Here is a 14858-nt window from a genome sequence, read left to right as displayed (position 1 = left end):
ACTAGTTGGATATGGTCACGTAGATTGGTATAAATAGGTTTAATATCTTTGATTCCTTGTTTGTCGATATCGACCACGACAAACTGCGCTGCCGAGTTATCAATTCCTCCTTTATTGGGAGCGTTTGAACAGACAACATAGACTCCCTTTGTTTAAAGACAAAATTGTTGTGCCAATGGCCATAAAACCAAGCTTTCAGATTAAATTGCATCAAGTCAATTTGCTCTTTCTCACCTTTCAGGATAAAGTCTGGACCAGCGAAGAAGTCATGATTGATAAAGATCAAGGGTTTTGATCTGTCCATTGTTGCAAGGTCTTTCTTAAGCCAGGCGATGATCTGGTCGGCTGTGTAACTTGGTTTATAATCTCCATTTGGCATTGGTGTCACGACAAAATGGGCAGGACCAGCATCAAACGAGTAATAGGTGGGACCAAAGAGGTCTTCAAATAGTTTTTCTCCATATTCCCCCTTTACGAGATCATGGTTGCCCACCGTATAATATGTAGGTCTGGCCATCAGTTCGGAGTTTACTTGCTTGGCATGAAAAAGCATACCCGGTTCATAACAGATATCGCCGGTATGCATGATCAGGCTCGCCTTTTGCTGTTGGGCATAATTTCTGACGTTATCTATCCAGGGGCCATAAAGTGGAGTTTCGGTGTCCGTAATTTGGATAAAACGCAAAAAATCAGCTTGCTGCACAGTGTCTTTGGTTAAGGCGAAATCTAAATTTTTAACTTCACCGCGCAATGGGATATAGTGCGTCTTTGTTGCTTTATATCCGCTCGGAATGGTAACTGACAAAAAGCGGGCGTTTGGGTTGTGCGGTAAGCTGTATGTCCCGGTCTTGTCTGTTTTTACTACATCATAACCATCGGAGACAACAATGTTGGCAAGTTGTTTTTCGTTCTGTTCGAATTGATTGTTCGAATTTTGATCTTCAAAAACCCGTCCTGTCCGTTGTTGTGCCAATAAGGGCGAGATCGGGAGTAAAAGGCATGTGATTAGTTTCGTTAATTTCATCATAGTTTTATAAAGTAGAGCCAGCTGCTCCCAAGGGAGAGCTGGCTCGTTTTACTGGTTTCACTGCTTATTAAGCATATTCATCACCTAGACTTATTTACCGAGGTTATGAATGTTGCTTTTTTACAGGTCAAATTCTTCCCAACCTTTCGGCTGTTTCAACTTATTGTTGAGAACAGTTTGCTCGATCGGTATAGGGAAGTAATAATATCTTTGCTCATTAAAACTCCTTGGACGGGTTGTTTTGTCGTCGATGAACATGATTCTTCCTGAATTGTCGTTTTCCAGATAAAATATGCCATCATTGACATAGAATTTAGGGATCTTTTTAAGATCGTCTTCAGGAATACCTGCTATCGGACTGTTATCTCCTTTTTTAGGATGATAATATCCCCAACACCATCGCCGCTCACATCAATAAGTCCCAGCTTAGGAATATACATTCCTCCTGGAGCCTTGGCGAGTATATTGCCCGATTTCCAACGGTAAAGATCATCAAAACGGAATCCTTCACAGGCGAGTTCTACTCGACGTTCGCGACGGATTTCTAACAACACGCCTTTATTGGCACCCGTTACTAAAGAGTATTGATTTGCAAGATAGGCATCTGGCGTTGCGTTGGCGGCTGCGAGATTTAATGCAGGCATTCCTACACGTGCGCGAATCTTGTTTACAGTAGCATCAATATCAGTTTGCGTCAATTTTCCCAATTCCGCCTTTGCTTCGGCATTAATTAATAGCACCTCCGCATAGCGCATGATAGGCAAATCGGTATAATTCAGTTCCCAGCCACCCCGTAGAGCGGGGTCACGCGGATAGAATTTGACCTGAAGCAATCCCCAAAATCCGGACGTGTTATATACGGCGTCCCAGCTACATTGTTACTAAAACCCGGCGGCATAATTGTTTCGGCTAAACGAGGATCACGATCTTTAAATAGGTCCACAAAAGCTTTCTTTTTGTAATCTACTTTGGATGTAAATGTTGTTCCGTCCTTCATCAGGAATTCATCGGCCAGTTCGGCACTCAATGCCCACTGCCAATCCAACACTGTGTGTGTATTGTTGGCAACTCCTAAATCGCGGTCGTTCTTTTGTAAGAAAATGACCTCTTTATTGCCTGCGAGGGTGTTGCTTGAAAAGAGGTTACGATAATCGGTCGCGGAGCTACCTGCAATGGAGAACCCGCCGTTATTGATGATTTCCTGCGAGGCTGATGCAGCTCTTTCCAAAAATGTTGCTGCCGTGTTCTGTAGATTTAATTCCGTGTGGTATTTACGGAAGGTTCCTTCATGAAGGGCTATCCGGGACAATAGTGTCAAAGCACTCCATTTGGTGAAATAACTATTATCTCCACCCGGACGGACATTTGCTGCCGCAAATTCGAGATCTTTCATGAGGGAGTCAACAACAGCAGCACGGGAATCTTTTGCCTTGTAAAGGTCTTCGGATGATGTACCCATTACATGGGAGTACCAAGGCACATCGCCATATTTTTTCACCATTTTATAGTAGAAGTTTGCGCGAAGTAAACGGGCAACTCCGATATAATGATTGATAACAGCAGGGTCACCAGCAACTTTACCCACATTGTCCAGCATATAATTTACATCACGCAGGGGAGCCCAAGTATCTTTATCCCATCCTGTTACAGTAGATGGTGTAAGTGTGCCTGCCAATATAGTTCTAACTTCGGCGTTTTGATCATTGTTGCTCAACGCAATATTATCCGAGTATAGATCTGTATATTGTGCACGCATTTGCTTATATAGACCATTTGTATAAATTGCCAGATCTTCCGTTGTATTAAAAATACTTCTTTGGTTATCGCCGATCCCGAGGTGCGATCCAGAAAATCTTTTTACAGGATGTCCCCAGTAGTATAAGGGATGCCAGTGCGATATAATTGATACGTTTCATTTTTTTAGATTTAGAGATTAAAGATTTACATTCAGACCAAAGGTATACGTCCGCTGGAATGGATATGCAGCTTGCGCCCTGTTACCTGATCCTATCGATTCCGGATCCAATTTCACCTTAATATGAGAGATCTCAAAAACGTTTTCTGCACTGAAGAAGAAACGTACTTTTCGCAATTTGATACGTTGTAATACAGATTCTGGTAGTGTATAACCGAGCGTAAGATTTTTTACCCGCATATAGGCCCCATTCTGCATATAACGCTTGTTTGGAATACCGAGCTGTTGATAATTATCTTCTGCAGAGTAGGCTCGCACAGCAGGGAAATAGCCATGTTCATCTTTTGATTTCCAGTGATCTCCATTTTGTACCGTCGGATTTGTCCATGGTTGTGCATAGACTCCCCAGAAGTAGATATTGGAAGCGCCTGGATACCAATCACGTTTGCCTATGCCTTGCAAGAATACGCGTAAATCAAAGCCTTTCCATCCTGTAGAGAGATCTAGACTATAAGGTAGTCGCGCACTGTTATTGCCAACAATATGCATATCGCCGGCGTCATCCACCGTCTTTTTGCCCATATCAACTTTGCCATCCCCATTGCGGTCAGCGAAGACAGGATCACCAGCATAAAATTTGTATGATTGATCATCCGTTCCCATGGCAGATTGTTTCGAAGCTGCTGCTGCTGCATCATCTTCAAAAAGCCAGTAATATCAGCACCCCAAATTTCGCCAATTTCCCTTCCCACATAATTTCTGTCCCATTGATCGCCCAAGGATTTTGTCGGGTTATCAAAACGAGTGATCCATGAACGACTATCCGCCAGTGTAAAGGCGACATTATACCAGAAAGGAGAGCCGCTTAGCTCTTTGCTATCGCGCCAGCTTAAACGTAACTCCCAGCCTTTTGTTTTTAAGTCACCGGCATTTTGGACGGGAATCTTTGTGCCAAATGGTCCCGGCAATTCCTTTCCTGGTACCAACATATCATTGGTGTAGCGGGTATATTTGTCGAAGTTAACTCCCAATTTGTTGCTGAAAAATTCATATCAATACCTGCATTGACCGTCTGGATTGTTTCCCAGGTAAAATTATCGGAAACAGCTCTCGGAGCATATACCGCTGGTGGTTTGCCATTGCCCAGGATATAGTCCGCCAGCTTGTTGTCCATAATAGGCATATATGGATAGGTGTCATAGTAAGGGAAATCGGAATCATATCGGAACAATTGGTTGCCCAGTGATCCATAAGATCCCCTGATCTTTAGGAAATCCATTGCCAAAGCATTTTTCACCGGTTCGAAAAAATTCTCTTTGGAGATTACCCAACCCGCAGAGGCAGATGGAAAGAAGCCCCATCTGTTATTCTTTGGAAAACGGATGAACCATCGAAGCGACCATTGAATTCCGCTAGATATTTATCTTTATAGCTATAGCTGATACGGGCAAATATACCTTGTACTGCCCAGTCTTTAATGCGTTCATCTTTTGAAATATTTCCCGTCGCACTTCCGATGGAAGGCACCGTTGTGGAGATTAGGTTTAATGCCTGTATGTAATTGTAGTTGTTGTAGTTGTACTCCTGATTATAGCCTGCAAGTGCTTGTATATAGTGGTCTCCAAAATTTTTATGAAAATCAGTGTAAATATTATAGACGTTGTATCGGGTGAGATCATTCTCATTTCTTGCATAGGTATTCGAAAATGTTGGCGTTAGGATAGCCTCTGGTCCCGTTTTGTACTTCGAAGGAACATCATATGACCTTTTTAACCCTGAACTGCGTCTGAAGGTTGCATCAGCATTTAAATCCCAGATGCCTTTGATCAACGCGGCCTTTGCGGAGAATGTGGTTACAAATTCGTTGATACGATTATCATTACGCCCACCTTCTTGTAATGAACCTAATACCTGCGCACCGGCTCTTGTCCAGCTACCGTCTGGGTTTCGGGGTACATCGAGCGAGTTGGTTCGGTTGACTCTCCAAAAAAGCTGTCGCCGGCATCCAAAACGACAGGGGTATCATAATTCATGCTGGTAAGCAATGTATTATTAGATACCTGTAGCCAGTCAGTAACATCAAAATCTACCTTTCCTCTGACATTGTAACGCTTGTAAATATCGTTTCCATATTTTAAAAGCCCATCTTGTCTATAGTAATCACTGGAGAGGTAATAGCCGATTTTATCCGACTTTTTGGCAATACTTAAGTTTGCATTATAGGTTGGAGCAGTTTTATTGTAGGCTTCTTTCAACCAATCTGTGCTGCCTGTATATACCCAATCTTGTCCATTGTCTGATAGTGTTACTGCCGGTAGGGAAGGATCCAAAGAGCGTTTTTTTGCATACTCACGTGCAGATTCTGGGTAGGAGTTGTACAATGGTTTTCCTGCCTCATGTTTAATGGCCATTACTTCATAAGGGTCAGTAATGAATTCAGGCAGTTTACCTAAAGTTCTATACCCAACATTTGTACTGAAATTAACATCAAGTTGACCGCTTTTTGCCTTTTTTGTAGTGATCAATACCACCCCAAAACCACCTCTGGCACCATAAATAGCAGCTGAAGCAGCATCTTTCAATACAGACACGGACTCGACATCATTCGGGTTGATACGTGCAACTTCATCCGGAGAGTAGGGGATATTATCGACCAAAATTAACGGGGCGCCACCATTTAGACTGGTAAATCCGCGTACGTTAAATTCAGGATTTGTAGAAGCACGGCCATTGGAAGTCGTGATATTCAAGTTGGGGATTAACCCTTGTAGTCCAGCGCCGAGATTTGCAATAGGACGGCTTTCCAGTTGTTTTGAAGAGATCATATCGACAGCCCCGTTAGGTTCACTTTTCGCTGCGTACCGTAGCCGACAACAACCACCTCATCCAACTGTGAGTTGCTTGCTTGAGAGTCACGTTTACTGTACGTTGACTTCCTATCTGCACACGTTCTGTGGTATATCCCATATATTGAAATACAAGTACAGCGTTCTCCGGCACACGGAGTTTAAACTGACCATTGGCATCGGTTTTCGTCGAAAGTGTAGTATGGCCCTCAACAGATACGGTAACACCAGCCAGGGCAGATTCTGTACTACGTACAATACCTGTTATTTCGATATCTGTGCGTTGTTTTTCTGAAATGACGATCGTGTTGTTAAGAATCTGATACGTCAGGTTCTGACCTTTAAAAACCTTGGATAGGGCCTGTTGTATAGGGCCGTGATCCATTTGGATACTTACAGGTTGTAAACTGTTCAATAGTTTTTCATCATAGAAAAAGCGGAGATCGGTCTGTTTTGAAATTTCTTGCAGAACTTTCTCTACGCGTACTTTTTTAAAGAAAGATTGACAGTCTGTGCTGTTCCCGAAGCATGGGCTCCAAGTGCGATGGAAAGCAAAGAAAGAGTGCTTAACTTTATCATACATAAAGTTTTAAAGGCCGGAGGGATACGGAATCCCCGATCTTTCTCCTGCCTTTTCATTGGAGAAAAAAATTCATAAATTAGAATGATTTTTAAGGTTTTAAAATTTCTGTTGGTAATCAGTAAAATAAGCCTTGAATTTAACAGGGGATGCGTCAACATCCCCTTTTTTGTTAACCACAAGGCGCTAAAGTTGATGTTTATACCATAGGCCGTTTAATATTTGGGTAATTAGTCTCATTGTATTATAACCTTTCGTCCGATAATATCAAATTTGCGTCCCGTGGCAAGAGCCAAGATCTGCAATACTTCTGAAAGTCTACTATTTCTGCTGATGGAGCCTTTGTAGGTTGAATTTGCTCCGATTATCTCCATATTTTCAAACTCAACATCATACCATCGGGCGATCTGAAGAGAGATATCTTTGAAATTGTTGCCATCGAAATAAAATTCATCCCGTTGCCAGGCTGTATTTTTGTCAGGTCAGTTGCTGTAACTTTGATATCGTTTGTTAGCGATGTTGTTGCCTGTTGGCCTGGCTTGATAATAATTTGGTTGCCTTCTTTAAGGACTTTCACGCTGCCTTCCACTAAAGATGTAGAAACCTCATCGTGATAGGCATTGACATTAAAAGTTGTTCCAAGGACTTCAATTGTGGTACCGTTGGCATTGATCCGGAAAGGTCTATTAGCATCTTTTGCTACTTCAAAATAGGCTTCCCCTGTTAAAGCAACTTGACGTTGATGGGGTTCGAAATGTGTGGGGTAGGATAATTTTGTAGAAGCATTCAACCATACTTTTGTTCCGTCTTCAAGAATAATCATATAAGAACCCGCTTTTGGAACATCAACAAGAAAATTCTTTCCTTGTTGATCGGATGATTGTTCAAGGCGCTGTACAAATGGATCTGCTAGTTGTTTTTCTTCTCCTTTTGGGTTTATAATTTTGGCATAATGCCCTCCAGGAAGGATGTCATTGTGAAAGGCCTGATCCTGTGAAGGTACTTCTGCAGCCAGTTCCAGTGGCTTTTGATCTAGCGAAGAAAATCTGTTGTACATCCAAAGGCTACAGCCCGAAACGGCTACAAGCATCGCTGCCACCATCCATTTGGAGCGAAACCAAGTTAGTCGTCGGACAGTAGGAGTAGATTCACTAAATAGCTGTTCCTCTAGCTTCGTATTGATACGTGATGCTAATCCTGTTTGGTATTCCTTTAATTGCTCCTCCTCGGTTGATCCTGTGCATAAAACCAGTGAAGAACTTGTTGTTCTTCCTCTGGAGTACACTGGCCTTCCAGATACTTTTTGAGCAAAGCTTTAGCTTGATCTGACGATTCTTGTTCCTTCATACAGACCTATAATCGGAGAAGGAGAATAAAAGTACCGAAGAAATTTATGAAAATAGTTTAAGTGCTTGTAAACTAGGTGTATATTTTTTTATTCGTTATTTGAAACGAAGCTTTAGCCAACCCAGGGCTAACGAAATATTGTTTTTCACGGTTTGTTCGGATAGGGCGAGTTCCGAAGCAATATCTTTGATGGACATGGATTCCTTTCTGCTAAGTGAAAATGCCGATTTCATTGTTGTGGGCATTTTTTCTATTTCGGTGTCGATCAATACCGCCAATTCTTTTGCCAGAAGCTCATCTTCGGATGTCGGGGACGCCCCTTGAAAGCTTGCCAGTAGTTTTTCGGCACGGACAATTTTCTTTTGCTCGTTTATTGTCCAGTCGATAATTTTATATTTAGCAGTTTTAAATAGATAAGGGTATAAAGAGTTTTCTATTGTGATGTTAAGACGTTGGTGCCATAGTGAGGCAAATATTTCCTGCAAAATGTCTTCACTGTCCTCATTACAGGAAACACGGCGCTGAATAAAACGGAAAAGTATATCTGAATAGCGATTGACTAATTCAGAAAAAGCGTAACGGTCATCCGCTTGAATTCTGATGAATAGCTCGGTGTCGTCTAACTGTTTCATAAGTACCGCAATTTGTGCTAAATATCCCTTAGTTTAATGAGGTCAAATTTATAATTGTGGTGTTAAGTTAATATTAAAAACAAAAGATTTGATGATGTTTTTTTAAGCAAACGATTGCATAATCTCCATTTATAACAAAAACCATCAGTTTTCTCAATAAATAATAAGAAAACTGATGGTTTAAAAGAATGTTACCAGAAAATAATCTAAAAAAACAGAACCCTACAAGCGTGCGTCCACTAATTTTCGATCTAATATTCCTTTGATATCAAATACAACGGAAGGATTCTTTTTTAAATTTTTGAGATCCAGATGTAAGAACTCTCGATGACCTACAGCAAGAATAATACTGTCATAATTGCCTGACTGCGGAAGAGTTGTTAATAGGTCAAGACCAAAATGTTTTTTTAATTCATCGGGGTTTACCCAAGGGTCATAGATATCGACCTCCAAACCAAATTCTTTGAGATCTTGAATCATGTCAACGACTTTACTATTACGAATATCTGGACAGTTTTCCTTAAAGGTTACACCTAATACTAAAGCTTTGGCACCATCGAATTTGATGTTCTTCTGTATCATCAGTTTGACGACCTTGGAAGCGATGAAAGAAGCTACTTGATCATTAACCTCCCTACCGGATAGGATAACATGGGGATGATAGCCCAACTGTGTTGCCTTTTGAGCAAGATAATAGGGGTCTACTGAAATACAATGTCCACCAACTAAACCTGGTTTGAAGCGGAGAAAATTATACTTTGTTCCTGCTGCATCAAGCACGTCCTGCGTATCTATACCAACGCGGTCAAAGATCAAAGCGAGTTCGTTCATAAACGATATATTGACATCACGTTGTGCATTTTCAATAACTTTCGCTGCTTCGGCCACTTTGATTGAAGGAGCAAGATGTGTACCTGCATGGATAATTTGTTTATAAAGTCCATCCACAACAAGTCCCGCTGCAGCAGTACTTCCGGAGGTTACTTTCATCACTTTTTGCAGTGAATTAACTTTGTCGCCAGGATTTATGCGTTCTGGTGAGTATCCAACAAAGAAGTCCTGATTAAATTTCAAGCCTGAGTTTTTTCCAAAACCGGAACACATTCTTCTTCGGTACACCCGGGATAGACTGTGGATTCATAAATAACCAAATCACCAACTTTTAGGAGTTCACCGATCATTTTAGACGCCGCTAATAGTGGTGATAGGTCTGGTGAATTATAACGATCTATAGGCGTCGGGACAGTTACAATATAGACATTGGCATCTGCAATATCTTGAACGGTTGCACTTGCATCATAGCCTTTGCGCTGTTCCGATGTCGTAAATAGATTTCTAGCACGCGTAAGCTCATCTGCAGGAGTTTCCAGTGTACGGTCTATGCCGGCTTTAAGTTCGTCAATACGTGTTTTGTTGATATCGAAGCCTATCACTGGAAAGAAATCAGAGAAAGCTATCGCTAAAGGCAATCCCACATATCCCTGTCCAATGATGGCAATTTTTTTATCTGAAAGTCTGTCATATTTATATTTAAAGTAAAGATACGTTCTTTACGTTGAAATTAACCTCTTGTCAACCAACCTCTACGTCCAGCAGTAGCAATGGCATAGGGAGTGATCCAAAATAAACTAAAGGCATAAAATATACTGTAGCTATATGCCCAGAATGCTTCTTTCGCATTTGCATTTTTAGAGGCAAAGAAATATGCCTGGATACTTGAAAATATAAGAATACCTACCAAAGTTGAGCTTAAGAACATCAATGGATAATGGAATACTGTCCATAACATCAATAATAGCATAGGGTAGGAAAGCAACACTTTTGCCATTGCATAATCAATAAGATACGTGCACCCCACTTCGGTCCTTTACGAAAGTTTTTAAAGGCAAACTGACTCATCATAATGTTTTCACGCACATTGCTTCGTTCCCAACGGATAAACATTTTATATAAATTTTTATAACGTACCGGAGTATCCGTATATACTAACGCGTTAGACTGGAACAATACATGATATCCTTGCTTCAAAATCATATTGGTCATGGCACGATCTTCTCCAATGTCCGAAGGTTGTCCCATAAACGTTTGGTGAATCCAGTCTTCAAGACAGTTCATCACAGCTTCTCTGCGATATCCAGATAATGCCCCTGGCGTACACATCACAGTGCCTAGCATGCTTTGAGCCGAACGCACAAACTCAAAACTAAAGACGAAACTCACATTTAACATACGTGGTATAATAGCCTTTTATTATTCAATACACGCACATTACCCGCTACAGCACCACATTCCTTATTGGTTACAAATGGGCTGGCCATATTACGGATCGTATCCTTGTTGACCACAGAGTCACTATCTACTGTAATAAATACTTCACCAGTACCTAATTTAAAACCGCGGTATAACGCATGGCGTTTACCCATATTTTTAGGTTGTTGGTAGATCTCTATGCGATCGCCCAGCTCCATTTTGGCACGTTGTATCCAAGCGAAAGTATTATCCTTACTTCCATCATCAATGGCGATAATCTGAAGCTTTTTATCGGGATAATCACTACTTGCCAAGCTATGAAGTGTATCGTAAACCAACTGTCCTTCATTATAAGCCGGAACTATAATCGTACAGGTTGGAAGTTCTTCATCTGAAACAGATGCAATCGGCTTATATTTACGATGAAGTACAATTAAAAGATTAAAAAGCTGATCGCGATAGTGGCCAAAAATATTCCTAAGCCTACTAAAAAGGTTCCACCTATACTATCTAAACGTTGGAAACGTAATGCATCAAAATCTGGTTGGAGCATATATACACCGAAGACCGATGCAAATAGTACGAAAAAGGTCGCTCCAAAAATACCGTATTCCTTTGGTCCAAAATTGCTTTCTTCGACTTTCTCTACCTTGGTCTCGGATTGCTGCTGTTCTTCATTTACGTCGTACATTGCAGGTTCCCATTGTTTAGCCATCTGCTTTGATACGATTGAGTTTTCTTTCATGTAATTCATAGCCATTCTATTTTTAGATATACATTCTTCTTTACTTTCTTTGCTGACTCAAACGAGGAGTCTTTTGTAATGAAAATATTACGAATCCATAAACGCAAAATACATGCCTTTATTTTGTGCCAAAAATTGAGCGAACGACTCTTTTGTAACGTTCTTGATACATTTTTATTGTTTTTAATCTGTTGAATATCAGTGTTTTGTTGCTGTATTGGCGCTTGTGTAATCAAAAATAACAAGCCTATATGAGCAGTAGACATTTAAGGTTTTTAACGTTTTTGGGAATTTTTTTAAGAGAACTTGACAGTTTAAGTGACAAACTGTGTCCGAAAGAAGGCAGTGACTTTGTATGAAAAAGGGATATCAAGCCTTGCTGATACCCCTTTTGATTTTGCAGATTTTTCGCGATAGATTAACCGCCAAATTCCATCAAATAATTTTTTAAGAAATCATTTAAGTCTCCATCCAATACCGCTTGTGTATTTGATGTTTCGTAATTTGTGCGTAAATCCTTGATCAATTTATAAGGATGTAGAACATAGTTACGAATTTGGGATCCCCATTCGATTTTCTTTTTATTTCCTTCGATCGCAGCGGAGGCTTCTTGTCGTTTGCGCATTTCAATCTCATACAATTGTGATTTCAATAGGCGTAACGCATTTTCCTTATTTTGCAATTGCGATCTCGTTTCCTGATTTTTGATAATAATGCCTGTGGGTTTATGGTGGAGTCGTACAGCTGTTTCTACTTTGTTTACATTTTGACCGCCAGCACCTCCAGAACGGAAGGTATCCCATTCGATTTCTGAATCTTTGACGTCTATTTCGATATTATCATCAATCAGGGGTATACATAAACCGAGGCAAAGGAAGTATGTCGTTTTGCATTGAGTCAAACGGCGATATACGAACCAGTCGATGTACTCCGTTTTCACCTTTAAGGTAGCCATATGCAAAGTCTCCAGATAGTTGAAGAGTTACACTTTTAATTCCGGCAACATCCCCTTCCTGAGAATCCTGTTCGGTGACTTTATACCCATTTTCTCCCCCCACATGATATACATCCGCATCAGCATGGCTGCCCAGTCACAACTCTCAGTACCACCAGCTCCGCAGTGATCTGTAAGATTGCATCCAGCTGATCCTCCTCTGCACTGAGCATATTTTTGAACTCCAGTTCTTCGACCTGTTCCAATGCAAGTTTATACTGGTCGTCCAGTTCTTTGTCAGTTGCGTCTCCAGATTGAAAAAACTCGTACATTACATAGGTATCTTCAACCGCTGAAGCAACTTCATCAAAATGATCTGTCCATACTTTCTGGTTTTTGATGGCCAACAGTATTTTCTCTGCCGCTTTGGAGTCATCCCAGAAAGTTGCTTCCATTGTAATGGCTTGATCTCTTTCTATTTCTTCTTTACGGACATCGATGTCAAAGATGCCTCCTCAGGGAAGTAACACGATCCCTCAAGTCTTGAATTTGTTCTTTTGTCATATCTGCTAATGTAGATATTTTTAATCAATAAATCCGTTCTTAAATTCAATATGTTATTAAGACTGTAGCCAGCTATATTAAGAATAACATTATAAGCCGTAGACTTGTACTGCTGGCCGCTAATTCTGCAATACTCTCCACTCAATACTAATATTTGACCTTTTTTTTTAGTTTTGATATCATCAACAGCATAAACCTTCATTTTGCGATCTGTGCAAGGTGTAATGAAAAAATACGGAAGGTTCTTATTAGCGGTTTAAAACAAATAATTTCAACAAAAACAGTATGTTTCCAAAAATTAATTTTACAACAACCAAAGCCTACCAATATTTGGTAGATCATTATATTGATATCAATCAGCAGGACCTCCGTGAGCTTTTCGTGGCAGACCCACAGCGATTTGAGAAGTTTTCGATCCTTTTCGAGGATATTCTTTTAGATTATTCTAAAAATCGCGTAAACGAAGAGACAATGGCGCTGCTGATCCAGTTAGCAAAGGAATGCCAGCTCTCCGAAGCAATCACGGCTATGTTTGCGGGTGAGCGGATCAATGTGACCGAAAACAGACCCGTTTTGCACACCGCATTGAGAAATCAATCCGATCAACCTGTTTTTGTCGATGGAAAGGATGTGATGCCTGCTGTTAAAAGCGTGTTGGCACATGTGAAAACGTTCACAGAGCAGATTCTCTCCGGTGAATGGAAAGGCTATACAGGCAAGGAGATCACGGATGTTGTTAATATCGGTATTGGTGGCTCTGATTTGGGACCAGTAATGGTTACCGAAGCCTTAAAAGCTTACAAGACCAGGCTGAATGTACACTTTGTCTCTAATGTAGATGGTACACATATCGCTGAAACGCTAAAGGAGTAAACCCCGAAACAACCTTGTTCCTGATTGCGTCCAAAACCTTCACAACACAGGAAACGATGGCCAATGCGCATACCGCTAAGGATTGGTTTCTAAGTAAGGGAGCGAGCGAACAGGACGTTGCTAAACACTTTGCTGCGTTGAGCACCAATACGGATGCAGTAAAGGCTTTCGGAATAGACCCACAAAATATGTTCGAATTTTGGGATTGGGTTGGCGGACGTTATTCCCTATGGTCTGCAATCGGACTTTCCATTAGCTTAGCTATTGGCTTTGATAATTTCGAGGAACTCTTAAAAGGTGCATACGATGCTGATGAGCATTTCAGAACCAGCGCCTTTGAGGAAAATATTCCGGTGATATTGGCTTTGCTTGGTATATGGTACAATAATTTCTTTGAAGCCGAAAGCCATGCCATTCTTCCTTATGATCAATACTTACACCGTTTCGCGGCCTATTTCCAGCAGGGGATATGGAGAGCAACGGAAAATATATAGACCGGAATGGCGAGCGTGTAGACTACCAGACGGACCGATCATTTGGGGGAACCTGGAACAAACGGACAGCATGCCTTTTATCAATTGATCCACCAGGGTACAAAATTGATACCATGTGATTTTATTGCTCCAGCAAACAGCCTTAATCCAATAGGCAACCATCATCAGCTTTTATTGTCTAATTTCTTTGCACAGACAGAGGCACTCATGAACGGTAAAACGGAGGAAGAGGTTGTTGCCGAATTACAAAAAGCGGGTAAATCCAATGAAGAGGTGGCGGAATTGAAAACGTATAAAGTATTTGAGGGTAATCGACCAACAAACTCTATTTTATTTAAAAAATGACGCCACGTACACTGGGTAGACTCATTGCCCTGTATGAACACAAGATTTTTGTGCAAGGTGTGATCTGGAATATCTACAGTTTTGACCAATGGGGCGTTGAACTGGGTAAACAGTTGGCCAATAAGATTCTACCAGAATTAGGTGATAATAATCCCATCACTAGTCATGATTCTTCTACCAATGGATTGATCAATACATATAAATCCTGGCGTGACTAAGATGACCGGAAAGTACATGGCATTCAGGAATACTGATACCACTATATAACATAAGCGGCTGACTTTGGGAAAAGTCAGCCGCTTATGT

At 40.9% G+C, this 14858-nt stretch carries 19 protein-coding genes and 2 pseudogenes; 1 reads left to right on the top strand and 20 read right to left on the bottom strand.

Going from position 1 to position 14858, the window contains the following annotated elements; genetic code table 11:
- Position 1: 1 nt before the first annotated feature.
- The 20 genes and pseudogenes from KUH03_RS19110 to KUH03_RS48785 all read right to left on the bottom strand — a co-directional run bounded on the left by KUH03_RS19110 (position 2) and on the right by KUH03_RS48785 (position 12731).
- Positions 2–1027: a metallophosphoesterase N-terminal domain-containing protein gene (locus tag KUH03_RS19110; RefSeq protein WP_257095823.1), complete on the bottom strand. Its 1026-nt coding sequence runs from the start codon at positions 1025–1027 to the stop codon at positions 2–4.
- A gap of 350 nt (positions 1028–1377) precedes the next feature.
- Positions 1378–1860, bottom strand: a complete 483-nt coding sequence (locus KUH03_RS19105) for a RagB/SusD family nutrient uptake outer membrane protein (protein WP_257095821.1) — start codon at positions 1858–1860, stop codon at positions 1378–1380.
- Positions 1803–2837 carry a RagB/SusD family nutrient uptake outer membrane protein gene (locus KUH03_RS19100; RefSeq protein WP_257097111.1) on the bottom strand — a complete coding sequence of 345 codons (1035 nt, stop codon included), beginning with the start codon at positions 2835–2837 and terminating at the stop codon, positions 1803–1805. Before KUH03_RS19100 ends, KUH03_RS19105 begins: the two co-directional genes overlap by 58 nt.
- Before the next feature lie 123 nt (positions 2838–2960).
- A complete protein-coding gene (locus KUH03_RS19095) occupies positions 2961–3524 on the bottom strand; it encodes a hypothetical protein (protein WP_257095819.1) in 564 nt (187 codons plus the stop codon).
- Positions 3446–3931 carry a hypothetical protein gene (locus tag KUH03_RS19090; RefSeq protein WP_257095817.1) on the bottom strand — a complete coding sequence of 162 codons (486 nt, stop codon included), beginning with the start codon at positions 3929–3931 and terminating at the stop codon, positions 3446–3448. The genes KUH03_RS19095 and KUH03_RS19090 overlap by 79 nt, the downstream gene beginning before the upstream one ends.
- The gene (locus KUH03_RS19085) at positions 3859–4239 is read right to left on the bottom strand and encodes a hypothetical protein (protein ID WP_373564756.1); all 381 of its coding nucleotides are present in this window, start codon (positions 4237–4239) and stop codon (positions 3859–3861) included. The genes KUH03_RS19090 and KUH03_RS19085 overlap by 73 nt, the downstream gene beginning before the upstream one ends.
- 26 nt (positions 4240–4265) lie before the next feature.
- Positions 4266–4772 carry a TonB-dependent receptor gene (locus KUH03_RS19080; protein ID WP_257095815.1) on the bottom strand — a complete coding sequence of 169 codons (507 nt, stop codon included), beginning with the start codon at positions 4770–4772 and terminating at the stop codon, positions 4266–4268.
- A 74-nt stretch (positions 4773–4846) separates the two neighbouring features.
- The gene (locus KUH03_RS19075) at positions 4847–5767 is read right to left on the bottom strand and encodes a TonB-dependent receptor plug domain-containing protein (protein WP_257095813.1); all 921 of its coding nucleotides are present in this window, start codon (positions 5765–5767) and stop codon (positions 4847–4849) included.
- 19 nt (positions 5768–5786) lie between these two features.
- Entirely contained in the window at positions 5787–6371 is a 585-nt protein-coding gene (locus KUH03_RS19070; protein ID WP_257095811.1) for an STN and carboxypeptidase regulatory-like domain-containing protein, read from the bottom strand.
- A 233-nt stretch (positions 6372–6604) separates the two neighbouring features.
- The gene (locus KUH03_RS48795) at positions 6605–6775 is read right to left on the bottom strand and encodes a DUF4974 domain-containing protein (RefSeq protein ID WP_373564829.1); all 171 of its coding nucleotides are present in this window, start codon (positions 6773–6775) and stop codon (positions 6605–6607) included.
- Entirely contained in the window at positions 6733–7653 is a 921-nt protein-coding gene (locus KUH03_RS19065; protein WP_257095809.1) for a FecR family protein, read from the bottom strand. The genes KUH03_RS48795 and KUH03_RS19065 overlap by 43 nt, the downstream gene beginning before the upstream one ends.
- A gap of 157 nt (positions 7654–7810) precedes the next feature.
- Positions 7811–8347 (bottom strand): RNA polymerase sigma factor, encoded by a 537-nt coding sequence (locus tag KUH03_RS19060; RefSeq protein WP_257095807.1) that lies wholly within the window; start codon positions 8345–8347, stop codon positions 7811–7813.
- A gap of 222 nt (positions 8348–8569) precedes the next feature.
- A complete protein-coding gene (locus KUH03_RS19055) occupies positions 8570–9421 on the bottom strand; it encodes a nucleotide sugar dehydrogenase (RefSeq protein WP_306429642.1) in 852 nt (283 codons plus the stop codon).
- The gene (locus KUH03_RS46185; protein WP_306429641.1) at positions 9418–9822 is read right to left on the bottom strand and encodes a hypothetical protein; all 405 of its coding nucleotides are present in this window, start codon (positions 9820–9822) and stop codon (positions 9418–9420) included. The genes KUH03_RS19055 and KUH03_RS46185 overlap by 4 nt, the downstream gene beginning before the upstream one ends.
- A gap of 86 nt (positions 9823–9908) precedes the next feature.
- Positions 9909–10175 (bottom strand): hypothetical protein, encoded by a 267-nt coding sequence (locus tag KUH03_RS19050; protein WP_257095805.1) that lies wholly within the window; start codon positions 10173–10175, stop codon positions 9909–9911.
- Entirely contained in the window at positions 10136–10576 is a 441-nt protein-coding gene (locus tag KUH03_RS19045) for a hypothetical protein (RefSeq protein WP_257095803.1), read from the bottom strand. Before KUH03_RS19045 ends, KUH03_RS19050 begins: the two co-directional genes overlap by 40 nt.
- A complete protein-coding gene (locus KUH03_RS19040) occupies positions 10570–10965 on the bottom strand; it encodes a glycosyltransferase family 2 protein (RefSeq protein ID WP_373564828.1) in 396 nt (131 codons plus the stop codon). Before KUH03_RS19040 ends, KUH03_RS19045 begins: the two co-directional genes overlap by 7 nt.
- Before the next feature lie 65 nt (positions 10966–11030).
- Positions 11031–11351, bottom strand: coding sequence for a hypothetical protein (locus KUH03_RS19035; protein WP_257095802.1), 321 nt, complete (start codon positions 11349–11351; stop codon positions 11031–11033).
- 409 nt (positions 11352–11760) lie between these two features.
- Positions 11761–12297 (bottom strand): peptide chain release factor-like protein, encoded by a 537-nt coding sequence (locus tag KUH03_RS48790; protein ID WP_373564755.1) that lies wholly within the window; start codon positions 12295–12297, stop codon positions 11761–11763.
- Positions 12185–12731, bottom strand: a pseudogene (locus tag KUH03_RS48785) (PCRF domain-containing protein). The gene KUH03_RS48790 and the pseudogene KUH03_RS48785 overlap by 113 nt, the downstream one beginning before the upstream one ends.
- Positions 12732–13125: 394 nt before the next feature.
- Here KUH03_RS48785 and pgi point away from each other — a divergent pair.
- Positions 13126–14770: pseudogene (pgi, locus tag KUH03_RS48780) on the top strand (glucose-6-phosphate isomerase).
- Positions 14771–14858 lie beyond the last annotated feature (88 nt).

It is taken from the genome of Sphingobacterium sp. E70 (genome assembly GCF_019285695.1).
GTDB classification, from domain to species: Bacteria; Bacteroidota; Bacteroidia; order Sphingobacteriales; family Sphingobacteriaceae; genus Sphingobacterium; species Sphingobacterium detergens.
The sequence above is the reverse complement of the archived record's forward strand: the minus strand, read 5'-3'. Positions and strand labels throughout refer to the sequence as shown.

What these genes read in the sequence shown, in the direction of transcription:
- KUH03_RS19060 (WP_257095807.1), bottom strand. Translation starts at nt 8,347, where the DNA reads ATGAAACAGTTAGACGACACCGAGCTATTCATCAGAATTCAAGCGGAT.
- KUH03_RS19070 (WP_257095811.1), bottom strand. Translation starts at nt 6,371, where the DNA reads ATGTATGATAAAGTTAAGCACTCTTTCTTTGCTTTCCATCGCACTTGG.
- KUH03_RS19045 (WP_257095803.1), bottom strand. Translation starts at nt 10,576, where the DNA reads ATGTTAAATGTGAGTTTCGTCTTTAGTTTTGAGTTTGTGCGTTCGGCT.
- KUH03_RS48790 (WP_373564755.1), bottom strand. Translation starts at nt 12,297, where the DNA reads ATGGCTACCTTAAAGGTGAAAACGGAGTACATCGACTGGTTCGTATAT.
- KUH03_RS19110 (WP_257095823.1), bottom strand. Translation starts at nt 1,027, where the DNA reads ATGATGAAATTAACGAAACTAATCACATGCCTTTTACTCCCGATCTCG.
- KUH03_RS19090 (WP_257095817.1), bottom strand. Translation starts at nt 3,931, where the DNA reads ATGTTGGTACCAGGAAAGGAATTGCCGGGACCATTTGGCACAAAGATT.
- KUH03_RS19050 (WP_257095805.1), bottom strand. Translation starts at nt 10,175, where the DNA reads ATGGCAAAAGTGTTGCTTTCCTACCCTATGCTATTATTGATGTTATGG.
- KUH03_RS19035 (WP_257095802.1), bottom strand. Translation starts at nt 11,351, where the DNA reads ATGAATTACATGAAAGAAAACTCAATCGTATCAAAGCAGATGGCTAAA.
- KUH03_RS19075 (WP_257095813.1), bottom strand. Translation starts at nt 5,767, where the DNA reads ATGATCTCTTCAAAACAACTGGAAAGCCGTCCTATTGCAAATCTCGGC.
- KUH03_RS19095 (WP_257095819.1), bottom strand. Translation starts at nt 3,524, where the DNA reads ATGGGCAAAAAGACGGTGGATGACGCCGGCGATATGCATATTGTTGGC.